The 20800-nt window shown below is 44.8% G+C and carries 20 protein-coding genes and 1 tRNA gene; 10 read left to right on the top strand and 11 right to left on the bottom strand.

Annotated features, from left to right (window positions below):
- Positions 1 to 21 precede the first annotated feature (21 nt).
- Positions 22 to 219, bottom strand: coding sequence for a hypothetical protein (locus tag FW758_RS21185; RefSeq protein WP_311989684.1), 198 nt, complete (start codon positions 217 to 219; stop codon positions 22 to 24).
- A 552-nt stretch (positions 220 to 771) separates the two neighbouring features.
- Between FW758_RS21185 and nhaD the strand changes: the two genes are divergently transcribed.
- The gene (gene nhaD, locus FW758_RS21180) at positions 772 to 2019 is read left to right on the top strand and encodes a sodium:proton antiporter NhaD (RefSeq protein WP_311891823.1); all 1248 of its coding nucleotides are present in this window, start codon (positions 772 to 774) and stop codon (positions 2017 to 2019) included.
- A gap of 108 nt (positions 2020 to 2127) precedes the next feature.
- Here nhaD and FW758_RS21175 read toward each other — a convergent pair whose 3' ends face one another.
- Together FW758_RS21175 and FW758_RS21170 are read right to left on the bottom strand one after the other, a co-directional pair.
- Positions 2128 to 3246: a general secretion pathway protein GspB gene (locus tag FW758_RS21175; RefSeq protein ID WP_446446431.1), complete on the bottom strand. Its 1119-nt coding sequence runs from the start codon at positions 3244 to 3246 to the stop codon at positions 2128 to 2130.
- Positions 3246 to 4919, bottom strand: a complete 1674-nt coding sequence (locus tag FW758_RS21170; protein ID WP_446446430.1) for an ExeA family protein — start codon at positions 4917 to 4919, stop codon at positions 3246 to 3248. Before FW758_RS21170 ends, FW758_RS21175 begins: the two co-directional genes overlap by 1 nt.
- Positions 4920 to 5097: 178 nt before the next feature.
- On the opposite strand from FW758_RS21170, the gene FW758_RS21165 reads away from it, so the two are divergent.
- Both FW758_RS21165 and FW758_RS21160 read left to right on the top strand, forming a co-directional pair.
- Positions 5098 to 6348 (top strand): multifunctional CCA addition/repair protein, encoded by a 1251-nt coding sequence (locus FW758_RS21165; protein WP_446446429.1) that lies wholly within the window; start codon positions 5098 to 5100, stop codon positions 6346 to 6348.
- A 233-nt stretch (positions 6349 to 6581) separates the two neighbouring features.
- Positions 6582 to 6848: an Lpp/OprI family alanine-zipper lipoprotein gene (locus FW758_RS21160; RefSeq protein WP_006080732.1), complete on the top strand. Its 267-nt coding sequence runs from the start codon at positions 6582 to 6584 to the stop codon at positions 6846 to 6848.
- Between the two features lie 621 nt (positions 6849 to 7469).
- On the opposite strand, the gene FW758_RS21155 is transcribed toward FW758_RS21160, so the two are convergent.
- The 4 genes from FW758_RS21155 to folB form a co-directional block, all read right to left on the bottom strand.
- Entirely contained in the window at positions 7470 to 8312 is an 843-nt protein-coding gene (locus tag FW758_RS21155) for a putative RNA methyltransferase (RefSeq protein ID WP_259514750.1), read from the bottom strand.
- Positions 8313 to 8429: 117 nt separating this feature from the next.
- Positions 8430 to 9230: an undecaprenyl-diphosphate phosphatase gene (locus FW758_RS21150; RefSeq protein ID WP_006080730.1), complete on the bottom strand. Its 801-nt coding sequence runs from the start codon at positions 9228 to 9230 to the stop codon at positions 8430 to 8432.
- A gap of 18 nt (positions 9231 to 9248) precedes the next feature.
- Positions 9249 to 9752 (bottom strand): 2-amino-4-hydroxy-6-hydroxymethyldihydropteridine diphosphokinase, encoded by a 504-nt coding sequence (gene folK / locus FW758_RS21145; RefSeq protein WP_446446428.1) that lies wholly within the window; start codon positions 9750 to 9752, stop codon positions 9249 to 9251.
- A 69-nt stretch (positions 9753 to 9821) separates the two neighbouring features.
- Complete coding sequence (gene folB, locus FW758_RS21140) at positions 9822 to 10172, bottom strand: dihydroneopterin aldolase (protein ID WP_006085037.1); 351 nt, start codon at positions 10170 to 10172, stop codon at positions 9822 to 9824.
- Between the two features lie 268 nt (positions 10173 to 10440).
- Between folB and plsY the strand changes: the two genes are divergently transcribed.
- A complete protein-coding gene (gene plsY / locus FW758_RS21135; RefSeq protein WP_006080727.1) occupies positions 10441 to 11052 on the top strand; it encodes a glycerol-3-phosphate 1-O-acyltransferase PlsY in 612 nt (203 codons plus the stop codon).
- Between the two features lie 81 nt (positions 11053 to 11133).
- On the opposite strand, the gene tsaD is transcribed toward plsY, so the two are convergent.
- Entirely contained in the window at positions 11134 to 12150 is a 1017-nt protein-coding gene (tsaD, locus tag FW758_RS21130) for a tRNA (adenosine(37)-N6)-threonylcarbamoyltransferase complex transferase subunit TsaD (protein ID WP_006085036.1), read from the bottom strand.
- A gap of 215 nt (positions 12151 to 12365) precedes the next feature.
- Here tsaD and rpsU point away from each other — a divergent pair, with 215 nt between their 5' ends.
- The 6 genes from rpsU to FW758_RS21100 all read left to right on the top strand — a co-directional run bounded on the left by rpsU (position 12366) and on the right by FW758_RS21100 (position 17663).
- A complete protein-coding gene (rpsU, locus tag FW758_RS21125) occupies positions 12366 to 12581 on the top strand; it encodes a 30S ribosomal protein S21 (RefSeq protein WP_006080725.1) in 216 nt (71 codons plus the stop codon).
- A gap of 6 nt (positions 12582 to 12587) precedes the next feature.
- Positions 12588 to 13031, top strand: coding sequence for a GatB/YqeY domain-containing protein (locus FW758_RS21120; protein WP_006080724.1), 444 nt, complete (start codon positions 12588 to 12590; stop codon positions 13029 to 13031).
- An 83-nt stretch (positions 13032 to 13114) separates the two neighbouring features.
- Positions 13115 to 14839 (top strand): DNA primase, encoded by a 1725-nt coding sequence (gene dnaG / locus FW758_RS21115; protein WP_006080723.1) that lies wholly within the window; start codon positions 13115 to 13117, stop codon positions 14837 to 14839.
- 135 nt (positions 14840 to 14974) lie between these two features.
- Entirely contained in the window at positions 14975 to 16810 is a 1836-nt protein-coding gene (rpoD, locus tag FW758_RS21110; RefSeq protein WP_006080722.1) for an RNA polymerase sigma factor RpoD, read from the top strand.
- 239 nt (positions 16811 to 17049) lie between these two features.
- Positions 17050 to 17126 (top strand) — tRNA-Ile (locus FW758_RS21105).
- Positions 17127 to 17300: 174 nt separating this feature from the next.
- Entirely contained in the window at positions 17301 to 17663 is a 363-nt protein-coding gene (locus tag FW758_RS21100; protein ID WP_263191516.1) for a hypothetical protein, read from the top strand.
- Between the two features lie 50 nt (positions 17664 to 17713).
- Here FW758_RS21100 and FW758_RS21095 read toward each other — a convergent pair whose 3' ends face one another.
- From FW758_RS21095 to FW758_RS21085, 3 genes are all read right to left on the bottom strand, one after another.
- Positions 17714 to 18142, bottom strand: coding sequence for an ankyrin repeat domain-containing protein (locus tag FW758_RS21095; RefSeq protein WP_446446427.1), 429 nt, complete (start codon positions 18140 to 18142; stop codon positions 17714 to 17716).
- Between the two features lie 596 nt (positions 18143 to 18738).
- Positions 18739 to 19878 (bottom strand): helicase RepA family protein, encoded by a 1140-nt coding sequence (locus FW758_RS21090; protein ID WP_446446426.1) that lies wholly within the window; start codon positions 19876 to 19878, stop codon positions 18739 to 18741.
- On the bottom strand, positions 19878 to 20800 hold a 923-nt coding region (locus FW758_RS21085; protein ID WP_446446425.1), incomplete at its 5' end, for a primase-helicase zinc-binding domain-containing protein. The genes FW758_RS21090 and FW758_RS21085, both read right to left, overlap by 1 nt.

Raw genomic sequence — 20800 nt, 5'->3', positions numbered from 1 at the left:
TCCAGTTAGCTTTGTTTGTCGTTAGTAGCTATCAGACTTTTTAGAACCTAAAGCCGATTTAAATATGATCACCGCTACAACGAACTGTATGGTCAAATTGATATGCTCAATGGCGAGCTCAGGCTGACTCATCACGCCCAGCGCTATTAGCTGCTTGCCAGAATACGTTAACCAAACCACTGAGCCCAAAAGCAAAAGGCTCCGAATAACAAATGTCATTTACCTCTACTCCAAAAACACAACATCCGGTGTTAACACAACATCCTGTGCCTAGATAAGAAAACAGCCACAAGATAGCGCTCACTTTGTATCCAGTCAAGATTTTGGCAAAGACATTTTTGTGACACGCTAATCGATTAAGCCATTAGAGGTCAGTAACAAAGGAAAGTGTGGAAAAGCAACACTACTCAGGCCGCAGCATTCATGAATATCTTGCTGAACAAAAATTAATTGAAGGATCGACAAACTGACTGCTTAGACTTTAATCGTAGATCTCACTTTTAACCTAGTAATCAAATCAAACAATACAGTTAATAAAACTGATAAATATGAATTTTTCGATATATAAAACCAGTTTACTACCAAAAAGCATGAGATCAACATCACAAAGCAGCAGCAAATTGAGTCACAGCTAACAGTTGCGTTCTTTAGCCCATTATGTTCTGATCCGCACGCGCTAACACGGCTGGCTTAATTCAGCCTTGATATGCTCAATCTTTAGGTTGACTCAAGTCGCCCTACGACATTAAAACAGCAGTTGGAATTGCAGTTATGTTAAATACCTTTCTCATCATACTGGCCGTGCTCGCATTGCTCAGTATTATTTTCGAAGAAGTGACCCACCTTAATAAAGCAAAAACCACCTTATTCTTTGGCTGTATTTCTTGGGTAGCGCTGTTTATGGCTGCTGGAGAACCGGCCCACGAGAAACTCGTTGCCCATCAACTCAATGAAAATTTGCTCGAAATTGCCACACTCTGGCTCTTTCTGATGTCGACCATGACCTTCGTAGCGTATTTGAACGCTAAAGGCATGATCCAAATCATGGTGCAAAAGCTGTTCCCGCAGAAAGTGTCGGTGCGCATGTTGATGATCCAAGTTGCCCTGTTTGCACTCGTGCTCTCGGCATTTTGTGATAACGTCACTGCGACGTTAGTGTCATTAGGTTTATTAACCACCTTTAAACTCGACAAACAAATGCGCCGCAGAATGGCAGTGTTGATTATCTTCGCAGTGAACTCAGGCGGTGTCGCTTTGATCACCGGCGATGTGACAACATTGATGATCTTCTTAGGCGGCCATGTGCATATGTCCGAACTGCTGATGTTGTTTATCCCATCGGCCGTGAGCGTGATTTTGTTGGCAACCCTGTTCTCACTCAAAGCCGAAGGCGTGGTGAGCACGACACCCATCAAACACACCTATCAAACCGTTGATGTCATGATTGCCCTCGTGTTCTTCTGCACGATTTTAATGACAATGTTACTGAACATATTGTTTGGTATCCCGCCAGTGCTGACCTTCCTAACGGGTCTGTCAATCATGTTCCTGATTGGCCACACCACGCGTAGCGATAAAGAAGAAATCAAAATCCTTGAGTATATTCGCCAAGTTGAATACGACACCCTGTTGTTCTTCTTAGGTATTTTACTGCTCGTGGGTATGCTTAAAGAAATCGGCACCTTAGACATGCTGACCGAAGCTTATACTATGTTTAATCCAAACATCTCTAACTTCGTCACAGGTATCGGCTCAGCCTTGATTGATAACGTGCCATTAACAGCTGCATTGTTAAAAGCAAGCCCAGTGCTAAATACCCCTGAATGGCTTGGCTTGACCTATAGCGTTGGCGTAGGTGGCTCACTGCTGATTATCGGTTCTGCATCGGGTATTGTAGCCATGAGTAAAGTGAAAGAACTGACGTTTGTGAGTTATTTAAAATACGTTCCAGCACTTTTCCTTTGCTACAGCGTAGGTTACGCACTAACCCTATTCTTAGCCTACAGACTGTTTGATTAAGTTGAGATTCATTAAGATCAAAAAAGGCGCCTAGGCGCCTTTTTCATTTCTACTCTTTAGCTATGACTAGCACAGATAACCGCTAGCATTACTCATCGTAAAGCCAGATTAAATTGCTGGCACTTTAAACTGAGTACCTTGAATATCTAACACTATGTCCCGTGGACGAATGGAGATAATCTTCAGCTTACCCGCAATCATATCCCCTTCCTGTAACTCTGCACCGTCCACATTCAGCCACCTTTGGGTCGGATCGCTGGAATAAACATGGGCGACAATATTAAATTCTGGCACTTGTAATTGCAGCCCGGCAGGTAGTTGACCGTATTTTGGGATATCATCTGCAGCCGTTTTAGGAATAGGATCTAATTTTGCTTCAGTGACATTCGTCTCCGCCGCATTGGTGTATTCCACATCCTTTAACGCACTTTGAAAGGAAGCCACTAACTTATCTTCATCGCGACTTTTGTTGGTTTCTAAACCGACATCTTCCGCCGCCGCACTCACTTGCTGACGCAGCGCCTCAAGACTCGCAAGACCCGACTCATTGGCATTAGCGCCCAACATCATAGGTTGCTGTGTTTGCGTGTCTGTAGACATAGACGCAACTTCGCGACTTGCGGCGTCCACTTGGGCTGAAGTCGACATATAGTCTCCGTAGCTGGAATCACTATTATTCGGATCGCTGTTGTTAGGAACACTATTTTTGGGAACACTGTAACTTTGAACAGCATTGCTGTTCATATTCGCGCTAGAAGCCTGAGGCGAATTTGCTACTGCCCCGCCCTGATATTGCGATGATGCCGTTAACTCGGGCAAAGTCTGTGCCCGAGGCAGCGCCACTTTGCCTGCGAGTCGAACACCGGTATTAGCACTGCCCTCAGATTGCGGCTGAGCAACCGATTCTGTCGAGACAGTCTGAAGCTCACTTTTAGCCACTGTCGAAGCTGGTAATGAAGATGCAGTTGGTGGCAATACCTTTGCCACAGCCACATTATTAGTTGAAGCATGCTCGGTTGAAATATGTCGAGTTTGGTCCCATAAACTTAATCCCCAAGCGACGCCAATTCCGGCGGCGACAGCGACGACAAGTAAGGACAACTTGCCTATCGGCACGCCTGATTTACGTGGCTGCGGGTAATTCGCCCTTGGCGTCATCACTGCATCGGGTAAAGGCGATTGTTGCTGTTGTTTATTGCGGGTCACGGCATCGAGTAAAATGGACATCAGCTGCGCGCCCCATTATCGGTTAAACGTGGACCTTGCTGACTTAAATACAAATTTAATCTCACTAATGTCTGATTTCCGGCAATACCATCGGCTTTTAAGCCATGCTGACTTTGGAAGCTTTTAAGATCATTTTCCAGTTGCACATCGAATTGATTGACCCTGCGAGTATTGCGATTATTCACATGGGCTAAGGCATTCTCTAACCATTGCAGTTGACCTGGACTCGATTTTTGACTGATATCCATCATAGGTAAATTCGGTGCTTGCCATAGGATTTCGAAGGTGCCACTGAAATGTTGATTGAACCAAGCTCTATCAACCCACAGTTGTTGTTCACCTAACTGCATCAGCAACTGCTCACCATCCACTGCAATCACAGCGCCATAAAAATCCTGTTGGTTATCATCAACCAAATACACCACGGCTGGATAATTAAGCCGAGTCAGTGACATCCAGTTACCCTGCTGCTGATAACAAGACAATCCTTGCTCAACCGCAGATTGGCAGGCGGTTAAGCCTTTATAGGGTACTTTGCCCCACACGCTAAACAAACCCGCAAAGGCGGTATCGATATCGCGACTCTGATTAATCGCATCATTAAGTAAGCGCTGATTGGGATCTGGAATAGACACCTGATTGCTTTGCTGATCTACGGGTTGTACTAACTTGCTGATCCCTTCGGTCGCGCTCAAAGCTTGAGTGTTTGATGCAGCAACATTTACTGACGCAGACTCAAGGACCATACTAGACGCTAACGCGGCATTGACAGGCTTGTCGGTAAATAGCCAATAGGAAATACCAAAAGCGACAAATAACGCCGCAGCGGTCGCTGTCGGCCAAAGATACCTATTCTGAGTCGGCTCCTCTTCACCTAATACTTCAGCCGCAGCTTGCCGCACCATATGATGATCGATGGGCACCCGCGATTGCGCATAGCCCGCCATCAGCGAGCGTTCACATAAGAGGTTAATTAATCGAGGGATGCCGCCACTGTACTTTTGCAACATCTTAACGGCTTTGCGGGTAAACAAAGGTTCAAATCGTCCCGCGACTTGCAAGCGATGCAACACATAAAGCGCGATTTCATCTTCATTTAGCGGTAATAAATGGTAGCGAGCAGTGATCCGCTGGGCTAACTGACGCAGCTCTTGGCGCTTCAATAACAGCTGTAATTCTGGCTGACCGATTAAAATGACCTGCAGTAACTTCTTAGTGTCCGTCTCAAGATTAGTCAGAAGGCGCAGTTGCTCCAGCACTTCAGGGCGTAAATGCTGCGCTTCATCGATAATGAGCACGGTATTACGACCTTTGCTGTGGTTGTCCAATAAAAAACGACTCAAGTGGTCGGTCAACTGCTTGAGTGTGGGATTGTCTCCGTAGGAAATCTTAAGCTCATCGCAAAGCGTGGCGAGCAACTCGAGCTCAGTTAGCGATGGATTAAGGATAAATGCGGTGTCGGTATTATCGGGCAATTGCCCAAGTAAACAGCGAGATACCGTCGTTTTACCCGTGCCAACTTCCCCTGTTAGCAACACAAAGCCGCCCGTTTCCCCTAACCCGTATGTTAAATGGGCCAATGCCTCTCTGTGCCTATCACTCAAAAATAAATAATGGGGATTGGGTGCAATCGAAAAAGGGTTATCGCTGAGTCCGTAAAAGGCCTTGTACATACCACCAATCATCCTAATTTAAAAATAACGCCCCACGTTAAAGCGTCCCAATGTTATTGTCAAAATATCCGCAACATCAATGTGACACATAAGTGCGCAAATATCTCGCGACGACTTTATCTATCACCTTAATGGGCATGATAAGCTATGTTTATGACACATTAGCCGAATCTTGCCTGTGAAAATATATCTCGTCGGCGGTGCTGTGCGTGACAGCCTGCTCAATCTCCCTATCAAGGACAAAGATTACCTCGTCGTTGGTGCGACTCCAGAACAAATGTTGCAACTGGGATACCGCCAAGTCGGTAAAGATTTCCCAGTATTTCTGCATCCTAAAAACCAACAAGAATATGCGTTAGCCCGAACAGAGCGAAAAATTGCACTGGGTTATGGTGGTTTTAGCTGCCATGCCAGTCCCGATGTGACTTTAGAGCAAGACTTGTTACGTCGAGATCTGACCATCAATGCTATCGCCCAAGATGAAAAGGGCAACTTATACGATCCTTTTAATGGCATTGAGGATATTAACGCGCGCCTATTGCGCCATGTGTCAGATGCTTTCGTTGAAGATCCGCTTCGCGTATTGCGTGTCGCCCGCTTTGCCGCAAGGTTTCATGCCTTAGGATTTCACATTGCCGCAGAAACTCTGGCACTGATGCGCCAAATTAGCGCAAGCGATGAGCTTAACGCGTTAACAGCGGAGCGAGTTTGGCAAGAAGTCGATAAAAGCTTAGGCGGACCTCACCCTGAGGTCTTTTTCGAGGTACTCCACCAATGCGGCGCCCTTGAAGTACTCTTTCCTGAGATTTTTGCCTTATTTGGCGTTCCTCAACCAGAAAAATGGCATCCTGAAATTGATACTGGTGTGCATACTTTAATGGTGCTCGCCCAAGCCACTCTTCTGACTGATGATAAAAGCGTTCGTTTTGCCGCTCTCGTACATGATTTAGGCAAAGCCCTCAGTCCAAAAGAGCATTTACCTAAACATCACGGTCACGGCCAAAAGGGCTTGCCGCTGATAAAAGCGCTCTGCACCCGCTTACGAGTGCCGAACGAAACCCGCGATCTTGCGTTACTCGTCAGTGACCAGCATCAAAACGTCCATCAGGCCTTCGAGCTTAGAGCCGAAACGATCGTAAAAATATTCGATAAAGCTGACTTTTGGCGTAAGCCAGAGCGCTTGACGCAGCTTATATTAGCCTGCACCGCCGATATGCGTGGTCGCACAGGATTTGAAAACAACCCCTACCCTCAGGGTGAATATTTAACTCAATGCTTCATTGCCGCCAATAATGTCGATATTGCCGCCATTATTGCCGCAGGTTTCCAAGGCGCAGAGATAAAGCAGGCGTTAAATTTACGTCGAATTGAAGCGGTCAGTCAGTTTAAACAAAAAATGCAAACTAAACTGCCGACGGATGAACAGTAATTTGTAAAGGATTTGTAAGTGGCGCATCACTTTATAGTGAAAAATACCCTCTTTTACGATTAGAAATGTCGATATAACTTATAAAAAAAGCTTTTAAAAAAAATTTATATGCCTATAGTGGTTAAACACATTAATATTCGTAGCAAATTAAAATAGCTATGTCATAATTAGGCAGTTTCGCTTACAAAGTAACGAAACATTCAAATCCAACCTATTTTAAGGGATTTTTTACAATGAACAAAAAAGTACTGATGATTGCTGGTTTAGCAATGACTGCCCTACTAGGTGGTTGCGCGAACACTACTGCTCTGGAAGAAAGCGTTGCAACTCTGGGCAACAAAGTTGATCAATTGTCAGCTGATGTTGGTTCTCTGAAATCAGAGCAAAGCAAACTGTCTGCAGACGTTAAAGATGCAAAAGCAGCATCTATGGACGCACAAGCAGAAGCTAAACGCGCAAACGACCGTTTAGACAACGTTGCTTCTCGTTACAAGAAGTAATGAAAGGTAATTTAGCTTACTATTTAGTAAGTTAAGACAAAAGGCTTAAGAAAGATGAAAGCGTTAAGCACATCAATCTAAGCCTTTTTTTATGCCTGTCATTCAAGGTATTGATACTCAAAATTGTCAATCCACTAATACAAAAACGCTAAATTGACTTTAAATCTCCAAACGCATCTTTAAAGGTTATCCCCCAATCTCCTTAAAAAGTTAACTTTTGTATGCGCCTGTATAAACGGATCCCATTCGTCTTTTAATTAAAACCTTCGTTATTAATCTAAGCTTCTCATTTAAACTTTTAAGTATTCTTAAAAGTCAGTCTCGTTTATCTTAAAAATGGTTTTTTATAAAATAATAATATTTCTCTTTTAAAGAAAAGCTATTGACAAAAATCGAGGCTACATGGGAAACAAAGGCGATAAGAAGGTTGTATTTGTCACAGAACAAATAGGCCTAAAGTTAAAAATAATAACAGCTTCGGCCCATCCAACATAAAAGCAACATGAAAACGTCAAACAGAATCATAGACTTGAGTAATATAGCCTTTTAAAGCATCTAAAAACCATCGAACTAAGTCTATGAATTGGCTTAAAATCAACCGCATCAACTGCAGATTTTAACCTATAGCGATTCAACCACGCGTTTATGTGCTGAGACTAATACATAGTCAATTTCCAACGACTCAAAATGATTAGCTTGAATATCGTGCTTCATCTTGTCAGTTGCACGCCACGCATAAGGCGCCATATCCAATAGCGTTAATGCCTGCTCACCGGTAACAGATAAGGTGAAGCTCAGTGCCTGAGTGTCTTTTACCGATAATGCAGAGGGCAAATTCACTTTGAAAGGTTTTTCAGCCAAGTCAGGATAAATATATTCCCTGAGTTGCCATAGGTGTCGTGGCCCAGGCATAACCAGTAACATGGTCCCATCGTCTTTCAATATCCTAACAGACTCTTTTCCCTTTAACGGCCGATCAATAACAGTAATAAAATCCACACAATTATCGATAAAGGGTAATTTTTTAGAAGAGCTTAAACACAAGATCCCAGGAGTCTGCGCCTTCGCGGCAGCAAAAATGGCATTTTCTGCGTCCGCTACGCCCACGTACTGGACGTTTAGCGGATTTTCGACCTCAGCCAGCTTGGAAGCTAAAGCACGCAAGAAGAAGCCCTCAGCGCATTCATAATCCAATAAACAAGCATCAGGCGTAATAGATCCAGTGATTATCTCAGCCAGTTTATCGATCAAAGGCGAAAATATGCCTGATTCGAGTAGAAAACGCTTAGCTCTAACTTGCTCGCGCGAATCACCAGTCGGCTTTTGGCGTTGTGGTTTAGTAAAAACCCAATAGCCTTGCTCATTCCGATCAAAGTGATGCTTATTGACACAATAAAAACCTTGGGAGGCTTTGTGTTGTTTTAACACAAGTCCGCAGGTTGGACACTGATATTCGAGACCCATATAAAGCTCCAAAAAAAAGTTAAGCTTCAGAAAATGAGGAAGCTCCAAAAACAAAAATCGGGTACATGACCCGATTCTATTATTTATTATCTCACTATGATGACCAAACTCGCGTGGCTAGAAGAAGATAAATCCACACAAGACTGCACCCAGTGCTAAACGATAGATCACAAACGGGGTCATTCCCATGCGGCTGATGATTTTTAAGAAGTAATGAATACAGGCATAAGCTGCAACAAACGAAATCAGAGTTCCTAGGATTAACGCTTGATAATCAATCGGAAGCTCACTTTTCGCCAGATCTTTACCCACTAAAATCGCCGCACCTAAACTCACAGGAACTGACATTAAGAATGAAAAGCGGGCCGCTGCATCACGACTTAAGCCTAACATTAGCGCCGCTGTCATAGTGGCCCCAGAGCGCGAAGTCCCTGGGATCAAGGCCAATGCCTGCGCGAAACCAATTAACAAGGCTTTACGCCAGCCCGTCTGATAAACCGTTAAATCGCGGCGCGACATCTTATCGGCCCACCACAACAATAAACCAAATACGACGGTAGTGACCGCGATAACCTCAGCATTACGTAGGTGAGTCGCGATAAAATCCTTTGCCAGAAAACCAAAAAACACCGCTGGCAAGGTCGCCAGAATAATCCACCACGCCAACTTGCTGTCTTCGGATTGTTGACCTCTGAAAATGCTCGCAATCCAAGCATTAAACATAGTCCATAACTCGTGTCTGAAATAAATTACCACAGCAAATAACGAACCTGTATTCACCGCCACATCGAAGGATAAACCTTGATCTTCCCAACCTAAAAGCTGTGCGGGTAAAATTAAGTGGGCAGAACTAGAAATAGGTAAAAACTCGGTTAGCCCTTGAATAAGCGCTAAAATAATGACCTGAAACGTATCCATGACAATCCTATCAATAAATTAAAACGTCAGCCCTGGGGGCCATTCAAACGTCACAGGCCAAAGTCGCTGTGAATTTTTGTCATACTCTTGCCACAAACGTGCATAGCTTTTATCTACCACGGGATGAATCAATTCCGGCGTTAACTCGGCTAATGGCCATAACACAAAGGCATTATTGACTATCTCAGCACGGGGCAGCACAACAGGCGTTTGGCATACCACATGGTCATAAAGCAGCAGGTCCAAATCTAAGGTTCTTGGGCTAAATTTCTTTGCCCCGGCAAGCCGGCCGTGATTCTGCTCGATTTGCTTAAACTGTGCAACTACCGCCGCTATATTAAGATCCGTTTCAGCGCTAGCAACCATATTCAAAAAATTAGTGCCACTGAAACCTACCGCTTCACTTTCATACATAGAAGAGAGGCGCAGCGGCCCGAAACACGCTCGCAGCGATGTTAATCCTGCTTGCAGATGCTGTTCAGGCTCGATATTGCTACCCAGACTGATATAAATACGTGCCATGCTAATGTCCGATTTATCTGAAGATAAACACTATTTCTCAATCAACAGCGCAGTTGATCAAGTACTCATCTAACGTGAACGTTCAATCTCGACGCCAACCGAAGCTGCAGTCGCTACCGCGCCTGGCTTCATCACGACAACTTTCACCCAAGTCACGTTAAATTCTTGAAGTAGGCAATCGGCCACTCGCTCGGCAACCGTTTCGATTAACTCGATTGGATGCTCAGTAACAAGTTGGGTTAATCGATTGGAAACTGTCTCATAGCACAGCGCATATTGATAATCATCCGTCGCTGCGGCAGGTTTGTTATCCCACGCCATGTCTAAGTCTAATAACAGGCTCTGATGGATTGTCTTTTCCCACTCATAGACACCAATCACAGTATCAATGCGCAATTGCCGTATAAGTACCTTATCCATGCTTTCTCCAACTAACTGACTACTATGAGGTCTGATAAGCTAAAAGCGATCCTAGCTGTATAATCCGCAATCTTCTGACAGATAACTAATTTACTTTCTACTCGAGCCAATCCACAGTAGGATAACGCCCTAAAAGGATTTGCTCATTCAGAAAATATCTCAGCCCTAACTAGGCGAGTTATCGCACAAACCTAAAGCGGGATTGGCAACTGAGTCAGCTTTTTAAATTGTTGCGCGATAATACCTTAAGACGCGTAAGGAAACCAATGTGAGTCCATTAACACAGACACTTTTGATGATTTTGGCCGCCTATTTGGCGGGTTCAATCTCAAGTGCCGTGCTGGTTTGTAGGATGAGAGGTCTACCCGATCCAAGATTGCAAGGTTCAGGCAATCCAGGAGCCACCAATGTACTAAGAATTGGCGGCGCGAGTTCGGCTGCCATGGTGCTGTTTTTCGACATGCTCAAAGGTGCAGTGCCTTCTTATTTAGCTTATCTCATGGGCATAGATGCAGTGTCACTCGGGCTCATCGCCATCGCCGCCTGTCTTGGACATATTTATCCGGTATTTTTTGGATTCAAAGGTGGCAAAGGCGTTGCTACTGCCTTTGGTGCTATGGCCCCCATTGGTGATGATTTAGCGATTTGCCTAATGGCATCTTGGGTCGTCCTATTGTTAATTAGCCGCTACTCGTCCCTTGCCGCCATTCTTACCGCTTTACTGGCGCCCCTTTATACTTGGTGGCTAGACGACAGATTCACCATTCCCGTTGCCATGTTGTCGACACTTATCATCATTCGCCATAAAGACAATATTCAGCGCTTACTCAAGGGTGAAGAATCTAAAGTGTCACGCAAGAAGCGTCCTAAAAAATCTTGAGATGACATTACGCCCAATAAAAAACTGCGCTAAAAGCGCAGTTTTTTATTTCAGCATCAATACATCGGCATCAAAGGCGTGTTATGCCACAGGTGGCAAGGTATCTAATGGCCATCGAGGTTGACCTTTTACCGCTAAATCTTCGTGTTGTCCCGCCTTTAAACGCTGCAATCCCGCAAAGGCAATCATTGCGCCGTTATCGGTACAAAACTCACCGCGGGGATAAAACACTTGTCCACCTAGCGAGTTCATCATTTCGGCCAAGGTTTCCCTTAAGCGCGTATTCGCACTCACGCCACCGGCAATCACTAAGCGGTTATAGCCAGTTTGCTTCAGCGCACGACGACATTTAATCGCCAGCGTATCAACCACGGCTTCTTCAAAGGCACGGGCAATATTGGCGCGCGTTTGCTCATCGTCAGGTTCAGCGGCAATAGTATTGGCGGTAAAAGTTTTTAAACCCGAAAAGCTAAAATCGAGTCCAGGTCTGTCGGTCATAGGCCGCGGGAACTTATAACCTGCGGGTAAGCCTTTAGCAGCCAGTTTAGCTAAGCGCGGACCACCGGGATAATCCAGCCCCATCAACTTGGCCGTTTTATCGAATGCTTCACCCGCGGCATCGTCAACCGACTCACCTAACACTTCATAGCGGCCAATCCCATCGACTTTAACCAACATAGAATGGCCACCAGAAACTAATAAGGCCACAAAGGGGAACTCAGGCGCGTCATCTTCGAGCATAGGCGCCAGCAGGTGCCCTTCCATATGGTGCACACCGATTGCAGGCTTGTCCCAAGCAAAAGCCAGTGAACGCCCCACACAGGCGCCGACAAGCAAAGCACCAATTAAACCTGGGCCCTTGGTATAGGCAATCCCGTCGAGATCAGCCATTTCAGTATTCGCATCTTTCAGCGCTTGACGAATAAGCGGCACAATTTTGCGTACATGGTCACGCGACGCCAACTCAGGCACCACACCACCATAGTCAGCATGCAACTTAACCTGACTGTATAAAGTGTGCGATAATAAGCCCAGTTCATCGTCATAGACGGCGATACCTGTCTCGTCACAAGATGTTTCAATACCTAGAACCCGCATGGTGTCTCATCAATTGCTAACAAAAGGGCGCTAATTCTACCTGCAAGCGCTCGATTACTCCAGTCGCACAGGCCATATTGAGTCCACTATAGGACTGAGCTCAGTTTTAGGGCTTTACAAGCCTAGGTGTCTCGGTATAAAATTCCGCACCATTTTAAATAGACTTGGTTCGAGTAATTGAACCAGAACAACCTACACCTAAGGGGTGATGGCGTATGCCAATTATTAAAGTACGTGAAAACGAACCATTCGACGTAGCTCTGCGTCGTTTCAAGCGCTCTTGTGAAAAAGCTGGTATTTTAGCCGACGTGCGTGCTCGTGAATTCTACGAGAAGCCAACTACTGCACGTAAGCGCGCAAAAGCAGCTGCAGTTAAACGTTTAGCTAAGAAGCTTTCTCGCGAAAACGCACGTCGCGTACGTTTATATTAATCTCATATGAGCCTAATTGATCAGCTAAAAGACCACATGAAGCAGGCCATGATCGCCAAAGAGAAGGCGCGCTTGAGCACTATTCGTATGGCATTAGCCGCCATCAAACAGATTGAAGTGGATACCCGCGAATCTCTGACTGATGAACAGGTTATAGCGGTCTTAACCAAAATGGTGAAACAACGTCGTGACTCGATTGCTCAATTTGAAGCAGCGGGTCGTAACGAGTTGGCCGACGTGGAAGCAGCAGAGATTCAAGTTATTGAAGCTTTCCTGCCTACCCCTCTTACAGAGGCGGAAGTCGCGGCGCTCATCGATGCAACTATTGTAGAAGTAGGTGCATCCGCCATGGCGGATATGGGCAAAGTAATGGGAGCATTGAAATCTAAAGTGCAAGGACGTGCAGACATGGGCGCTATCGGCGCTATGATCCGTGCTAAATTGCAATAATTAGCGTTTCACTGTATGAACAAGCCGTGCCTATGCGCGGCTTGTTTGTTTAAATTCGCGCAAGGCGGGATTTTAAGCACTCAATGGCAATACCTCGTGATTTTATCAATGAGCTAATCGCTCGCACTGACATAGTCGAACTTATCGATCGTAAGGTGCCCTTGAAAAAGGCGGGTAAGAACTACTCGGCCTGTTGTCCTTTTCATAGCGAAAAATCACCTTCGTTTACCGTCAGCCGTGATAAACAGTTCTATCATTGCTTTGGCTGCGGTGCTCACGGCAACGCCATCGATTTTGTGATGGAGTATGACCGACTCGATTTTATTGATGCCATTGAAGATTTGGCGGGCCAGCTTGGATTAGAGGTTCCCAGAGAACAAGGCACAGGCAAGCGACATGATGACGGTTTAAGTCGTGACTTATACCAACTCATGGAAGAAGCGAGCCTTTACTTTCAAAACCAACTTAGACAACACCAAGATAAACAAAAAGTTATCGATTATCTTGCCTATCGCGGTTTATCCGATGATGTAGTCGAACATTTTGGTATTGGCTTTGCGCCAGACGGTTGGGACGGCTTATTGGGCCGCTATCGTCAGAATCAAGATGCGCAGGATAAGTTACTGACTGCGGGTATGTTAATTAGCAACGACAGTGGGAAACGTTATGACAGATTTCGTGACCGCCTCATGTTTCCTATTCGCGACAGACGCGGACGAGTCATTGGTTTTGGTGGCAGAGTTTTAGGTGATGGCACACCCAAATACTTGAATTCTCCAGAAACGCCCATATTTCATAAGGGCAATGAGCTTTATGGTCTCTATGAACTAAAGCAACGCTATCGCGATCCTGACAAAGTACTGATCGTTGAAGGCTATATGGATGTGGTGGCGTTGGCGCAATTTGGCGTCGATTATGCTGTCGCATCATTAGGCACCTCGACGACGGCGGAGCAATTTCAGCTTTTGCTGCGCAGCGCTAAAGAAGTGATTTGCTGTTACGACGGCGACAGAGCGGGTACTGAAGCGGCTTGGCGTGCCTTAGAAACGGCATTGCCATTATTAAAGCCAGGCGATCAAGTGCGATTTATGTTCCTGCCTCAGGCCGAAGATCCTGATTCTATGGTACGTAAGATTGGTAAAGATGCATTTGAAACCTTAATGGTTTCAGCCATTGCACTACCCGAGTTTCTGTTTGATACGTTAGCGACAAAATACGGTACAGATAAAGGCAACTTAGCGAAACAAGCTTTTATCTTAATTGAAAAAATTCAAGACACTGTGCTGCAAAATTTATTGCTTGAGAACTTAGCTCACAAGTTAGGAATGAACAGCTCAGAAGATATGAAAAAGAAGCTAGGCTTTAGCGTGAAACAAGCTAAACCAATGGCAAATAAAGGATTAAAAGGACGCGGTACACCATTGCGACTCGCCATCGCACTACTAGTACAACATCCTAAACTGGGTATGGGCTTACCCCCACAACCCGCACTCGCCCACTTGCAGATGCCAGGCATAGAATTGCTGCCACTGTTATTGGAGATGACTCGAGAGCAAACGTTAAACAGCGCACAACTACTTGAACAATTCAGAGAGCACCCTTACAGCGGCACTCTCCATAAATTGGCCCAATGGGACCATCAAGTGGCGGATGAAAACTTGCTCGAAAAGTTTAAACAAACCCTGGTTTGGTTGAACAATCAATATATTGAACAACGATATCAGGAATTGAGTCTAAAACAGACTCATACTAAAGAAGAGAAGATGCAGCTCTCGAAGCTGATCTCAGTCATGAAAGGGTTAAACTGAGGCAAAAATGTCCTCATTCACTGTCCCAGTGACTAGCACAGACATGCACACACGGCTATAATTGACGATTTGCGCGGCACTTAGCTCATGCTAAGTGTCCGTCGTTGTAACAGTTTCCCAACTTGGATGATATCTATGGATCATACTCCGCAGTCGCAACTTAAGCTGTTGCTTGCCAAAGGTAAAGAGCAAGGTTACTTAACCTATGCAGAAGTGAACGATCACTTACCTGCAGACATGGTCGATTCTGACCAGATCGAAGATATTATCCAGATGATAAATGACATGGGTATCCGGGTGTTTGAAGAAGCCCCAGATGCCGATGACATGATGATGTCGGAAGACAACACAGACGAAGATGCCGCTGAAGAAGCCGCTGCCGCACTGGCAACAGTAGAAAGCGAACTTGGCCGCACAACCGATCCCGTACGCATGTACATGCGTGAAATGGGTACCGTTGAGCTTCTGACCCGCGAAGGCGAAATTGTTATCGCCAAACGCATCGAAGAAGGCATCAACACTGTTCAAAGTTCAGTCGCCGAATACCCACAAGCGATCGCTATGATCCTTGAGCAATTCGACCAATTTGAAGCCGACGAACTGCGCTTATCTGATATTATCTCTGGATTTGTTAACCCGGACGAAGACGTTGCACCGACCGCCACTCACATCGGCTCAGAATTATCTGAAGAAGAGCTGGAAGATGAGGATGACGAAGAAGATGACGACGACACTGAAGATGAAGAAGAAGGCAATAAAGGGCCTGATCCTGAAGAAGCACGCGAAAGATTCGGTCAACTAAGAACTGCATACGAAAGTGCACTGAAAATTATCGAAGCTAAGGGCCGTGAACACCCTGAATCGGTAAAAGCGCTATTCGAAATCGGTGAAATCTTCAAAGAATTCCGCTTAGTACCTAAACAGTTTGACCGTTTAGTGAAAAGCATGCGCACTATGATGGATCGCGTGCGTGTTCAAGAGCGTTTAGTGTTAAAACTGTGCGTTGAACAAGCCAAAATGCCGAAGAAAAACTTCGTCAAACTCTTCACTGGCAACGAAACCAACCTCGATTGGTTCAACACTGAGAAAGCCTCAACTAAACCTTATGCCGAAGGCCTAAGAATGGTTGAAGACGACGTGATCCGTTGTCGTACTAAGCTTGCAGCAGTTGAAGAAGAAACCGGCTTAGCGATTTCTGCCATTAAAGACATCAACCGTCGTATGTCAATCGGTGAAGCTAAAGCGCGCCGTGCGAAGAAAGAAATGGTTGAAGCAAACTTACGTCTGGTAATTTCTATCGCGAAGAAATACACCAACCGTGGTTTGCAATTCTTGGACTTAATCCAAGAAGGTAACATTGGCTTGATGAAAGCCGTGGATAAATTCGAATACCGTCGTGGTTACAAGTTCTCGACCTATGCAACTTGGTGGATCCGTCAGGCGATTACTCGTTCTATTGCCGACCAAGCGCGTACCATTCGTATTCCAGTACACATGATCGAAACGATCAACAAGCTGAACCGTATTTCTCGCCAAATGCTACAGGAAATGGGCCGTGAGCCTTCACCTGAAGAACTGGCTGAGCGTATGATGATGCCGGAAGATAAGATCCGTAAGGTACTTAAAATCGCTAAAGAACCTATCTCCATGGAAACCCCTATCGGTGACGATGAAGATTCGCATTTAGGTGATTTTATCGAGGATACGACCCTCGAACTACCACTGGACTCAGCGACCAGCGAAAGCTTGAAAAACGCCACTCACGAAGTGTTAGCAGGTCTAACAGCCCGTGAAGCGAAAGTACTGCGTATGCGTTTTGGTATCGATATGAACACTGACCACACACTTGAAGAAGTGGGTAAGCAGTTCGACGTGACCCGTGAACGTATTCGTCAGATTGAAGCTAAGGCACTGCGCAAACTGCGTCACCCTTCACGCTCAGAAATCTTAAAATCATTCCTAGATGAATAGGCCGTTATAAGCCTAAAGTCAGGCCCTGCCTATGCAGGGCTTTTTATTGCCTCTCCGGCGGTAATATCCGCATAAGCACGCTATGAAAGCATTAAATTTAGCCGACGATGGCATTTAAGTTGATTAACAGATAACCAATTGAATCAGTTGCGTGAATTTCCAGCCAAAACACGGGTGACAAGCGTAAGTAAGCTTAGTATACTTCCTCCCGCTTCAGGTAATGACGATTACCTTAAGTCGGCCCCTTAGCTCAGTTGGTTAGAGCACACGACTCATAATCGTTAGGTCCACGGTTCAAGTCCGTGAGGGGCCACCAATTCTGATAAGGCGTAGCTGGTTAGTAACCACTACGCCTTTTTCATATCTGAGCAATACAGTTGCTGTAATGGGTGACGTAGTGTTCAAACTCGCATTAAAAAATGTCATAAATTTAATCACATCTTGTACCAAACGACTTAAATAATAACTCATCCACATAAGTGAAATAACAATGAAAAAAATTCCACTAATCGCACTATCTCTTAGTTTACTAGCCATGTCAGGCTGTACTGTCCGTGTGGCAGATTTAACTGTTGGAAGTACAAAAAACTTTGACTTAAATTCTGGTCAACTTGTTAAAGGAACCAGAGTAACGGGTGAGGATTCATATCCTGTTTTTATATTCCCCTTTGGAATACCTAATGTTAAAACAGCTATGGATAGAGCGATTGAAAGTGATAAATGTGCGGTGGGCTTAACAGATATTGTGGTAACACAACTAAATCACTCATTTTTAATCGGTTCAATTGGCTTTAGAGTTGAGGGTGATCTAATCATTGATAAAAGCCGTAAAGGCTGTGAAGCTGCAATTTAGGTTGCGTAGCCCAAGGTTGTATTAATCTTGGGCCTAATATCATCTATTAGTTACGCTGCGCCATGAGCTTGAAGCAACTTAACGATCAAATCATCTCTTCGCTCTTTGGCTAAGTCTAATGGTGTCTTTCCATCGGAATTTCTCAGATTAACATCTGCACCATAAAGTATCAGATTCTTAACGCCTAAATAGTTCCCACTCCAAGCTGCATCATGTAGTTCATAGTCATTAGTAACAACTTTAGGTTCAGATGCAGCCTCAACTCCTGCATCACTTAGCTGGGTAAGCGCAGGGGCAGTATTTTCGGCTATCTGTGCGACTAGTGAAAGTACGCAAAAAATAACCAAGCCTTGCATGAAAATACCAATAACCATCAAGTAGCTTTCTGCTACAGCTGAATCACTTACAAGGATAAAAACTGCGATAATTGTGCTAATAATCAGGTAAAACCAAGCTAAAAAACGGGCAAGTGAAATCATAAGTTAAGCATTCCTTTGTCTTTTATAGGACTAAAATATCAACCGAACTAAACGCTGAAGGTTTAAATTTCAAGCTCAATTTATCAAGATTTAATCTGAATAACCATATTCCATTGCTAATGAGTCAAACGGCTATCTACCATGACTAAACACATCACAAAACTACTGATAAGCCTTAATCCTCTAACGTGCGCAGAATCTCAGAGTTCTAGCTCTTTTAATGCCCCCCGTGACTTCCAAATATTATTTTATAACGTATTTTAGAAAGAACATTATTTGGCTCATTTTTACAATGAGCATGACTTCCGAAAACTATCGCTAATGCGTATCGAATTTAGATTAACTAACGTCTGTTTAATTTACTTGACCGCCACAGTTTAAAAATACGCCAGTGACGCTACACATTTGAAAACTGTATTTGAATGCGTATAGATCCCCGTAAAACCTTGCGACACCCACCTAATAAAAAGCCCCCAGCTAAGGAGGCTTAGTTCAAAGGTCTAGCTAGCAGCAAAAAATACTTGTGATTAGCCTCTATTTTACTCGTTCGTTTTATTTCCCCCTAAGAGCCATAGCAAACGAACGAGCAAAAAAGGTCAATCAGGATCTACAACCACAGTGACTAACCTACCGTCAATTTCCTTTAAAACGCCTTTATCAATACAGCCCTTAAGCCACTTTGAGAAGTTACTGATCCCCTTCTGGCCTTGAGCTTTTAAGTCATCCCTTATCAGAGCTATGGCGGTTGATTCACCACTGACCATTCTTGAGCGAACCGCCTGATACAATGCCTGCTCGCTAGCAGATAGTGGCTTTATATCTTGGGTAACGGGCTCTAAAGGCACCATGCCCACATTTAAAGCAGCTAATGATCGTACGTCATCACCATCATCATCTGTAAATAACTTATGTTCTACTAACTCGAACGCCTGAGCGGGTTGCTCTTTCTCATCTTTGGATTTAGTCGCTGTGAGAATGTAAGCCAATTTAGGCCCGCTTTCTCGCTCTATGCGATATTCAAAATCACATGCCGCCCGTAACGATGATGAGCCTCTCGCCCTCTCCTTGTCCTGTACTCCGCTATGATGAACGATCAACAATGTAGCACCACCAGTATTAGCCCTTATTTGATCACAAGCAGATATAAACGCCCCCATATCTCTAGCTTGGTTTTCATCCGCACCGCCAAAACTCCGCGCCAAAGTATCAATGATGACTAACCCAAAAGGCTCATCAACTTCTTTCGCTTTATTCTGAATAAGCTTCACTAATTCATTCATCTGGAAACCATCTGTAACCTGCACACCAAAATCAATACGGTACAGCCGTGAAAGCTGTAAACCATTGTGGTATTTCATGGCTAAAGCCTTCAATCTGCGGCTAACACCAACGCCACCTTCACCCGCAATATAAAGGACTGGGCGACTCTGAACACGGCAGCCATTCCAATCTAAGCCTAAAGCGATATGAACAGCCCATGACAACGCATGAAATGTTTTGAAGCTACCAGATGCCCCGTAAATCATGCCAAAGGAATTGGCGGGTAAATAACCTTTGATTAAATAGCTAAATTGTTGATCGTAGCCCTCCCATCCCTGCGCTAGCGAGAACAGTGATTCACGCTCCCTTATCTTTGCTAGTGGTTCTAAATGAACATCAGCCACTTGCGGCTTTATAGGGTGATTAATAACGTCTATTCGTTCAGCTTTTGAAATATCAGCACAGTCCGTACTCATTAGGCCACCTCCTGTACTGCTGGTGGCATTATGTATGCGCCATTTGCCGCTAAGGCAGCCTTGATAGCTTCGCGCTCGCCCGTTCCGCTTTCGTCATTATCGGCAATAATCACAACGTCAGCCTTTGGCCTACTTTTCCGCACAGCTAAAGCAACATTAATCAAATTACCTGCACTGAAGGCACACAATACCAACGCATTGGGTACGCACTCCGACACCGCAGCACAAGTAGCAAAGCCTTCGCCTATGTAGATTACCGCGCTATCTTTGGTTGATAGCGGGAACATGCCGCCTTTGATCTGCCCACCAGCAAGAAAAGTCTTTTGGCCATTTGAGCCAATAAACTGCAAGCTGCTGATAGTTTTACCGTTAAACACAGGGATCACTAACGTGTCGGCTGGTAAACTTTTACCACCATTTACGGTAATAGGCGTTTTTAGCTGTAAGCTACCAAACGGCAATACCCTTTTATTCTGTAAGTAGGGATTATTTGACGTTGCAACGCGACAATACTGGCGAGTGATGTTACAAGCCCATTGTGCGACCTGCTTACGTTTTGTTTGCTGCTGTTGCTGGCGCTGTAACTGTTGCTGCTCTGCACGTTGCTGGTGGCGTTTCACGCGCTCTGCATCTATTGGTTGCCCAATATCAAGTCCCACAAGGGGGGCGACCATACAGGCCGCCTGATAAGGTTTCACACCAAAGGCATTGCATACTAACGCCAAACCATCACCGCTATTAGGCTCACATTGATTACAGAACCAAGTGCCACAACCGCTTTTATCGTCAAATCGAAAACGATCTTTACCGCCACATACAGGGCAAGCTTGATGTTTATTGCGACAAATTAAAATACCAAGGCCATTAAGCACATTAAGCCAGCGGCCGTTAGCGGCTAGGGTAATTGCTGAGAAAATGTTAT

The organism is Shewanella sp. 1180_01, assembly GCF_052850535.1.
This window is presented reverse-complemented; position numbering and strand designations above follow the sequence as displayed.

Excerpts from the sequence above, each read along its gene's own strand:
- FW758_RS21185 (WP_311989684.1), bottom strand. The coding sequence starts at position 219 with ATGACATTTGTTATTCGGAGCCTTTTGCTTTTGGGCTCAGTGGTTTGG.
- nhaD (WP_311891823.1), top strand. The coding sequence starts at position 772 with ATGTTAAATACCTTTCTCATCATACTGGCCGTGCTCGCATTGCTCAGT.
- FW758_RS21175 (WP_446446431.1), bottom strand. The coding sequence starts at position 3,246 with ATGTCCATTTTACTCGATGCCGTGACCCGCAATAAACAACAGCAACAA.
- FW758_RS21170 (WP_446446430.1), bottom strand. The coding sequence starts at position 4,919 with ATGTACAAGGCCTTTTACGGACTCAGCGATAACCCTTTTTCGATTGCA.
- FW758_RS21160 (WP_006080732.1), top strand. The coding sequence starts at position 6,582 with ATGAACAAAAAAGTACTGATGATTGCTGGTTTAGCAATGACTGCCCTA.
- FW758_RS21155 (WP_259514750.1), bottom strand. The coding sequence starts at position 8,312 with ATGGGTCTCGAATATCAGTGTCCAACCTGCGGACTTGTGTTAAAACAA.
- FW758_RS21150 (WP_006080730.1), bottom strand. The coding sequence starts at position 9,230 with ATGGATACGTTTCAGGTCATTATTTTAGCGCTTATTCAAGGGCTAACC.
- folK (WP_446446428.1), bottom strand. The coding sequence starts at position 9,752 with ATGGCACGTATTTATATCAGTCTGGGTAGCAATATCGAGCCTGAACAG.
- folB (WP_006085037.1), bottom strand. The coding sequence starts at position 10,172 with ATGGATAAGGTACTTATACGGCAATTGCGCATTGATACTGTGATTGGT.
- tsaD (WP_006085036.1), bottom strand. The coding sequence starts at position 12,150 with ATGCGGGTTCTAGGTATTGAAACATCTTGTGACGAGACAGGTATCGCC.
- rpsU (WP_006080725.1), top strand. The coding sequence starts at position 12,366 with ATGCCAATTATTAAAGTACGTGAAAACGAACCATTCGACGTAGCTCTG.
- FW758_RS21120 (WP_006080724.1), top strand. The coding sequence starts at position 12,588 with ATGAGCCTAATTGATCAGCTAAAAGACCACATGAAGCAGGCCATGATC.
- dnaG (WP_006080723.1), top strand. The coding sequence starts at position 13,115 with ATGGCAATACCTCGTGATTTTATCAATGAGCTAATCGCTCGCACTGAC.
- rpoD (WP_006080722.1), top strand. The coding sequence starts at position 14,975 with ATGGATCATACTCCGCAGTCGCAACTTAAGCTGTTGCTTGCCAAAGGT.
- FW758_RS21100 (WP_263191516.1), top strand. The coding sequence starts at position 17,301 with ATGAAAAAAATTCCACTAATCGCACTATCTCTTAGTTTACTAGCCATG.
- FW758_RS21095 (WP_446446427.1), bottom strand. The coding sequence starts at position 18,142 with ATGATTTCACTTGCCCGTTTTTTAGCTTGGTTTTACCTGATTATTAGC.
- FW758_RS21090 (WP_446446426.1), bottom strand. The coding sequence starts at position 19,878 with ATGAGTACGGACTGTGCTGATATTTCAAAAGCTGAACGAATAGACGTT.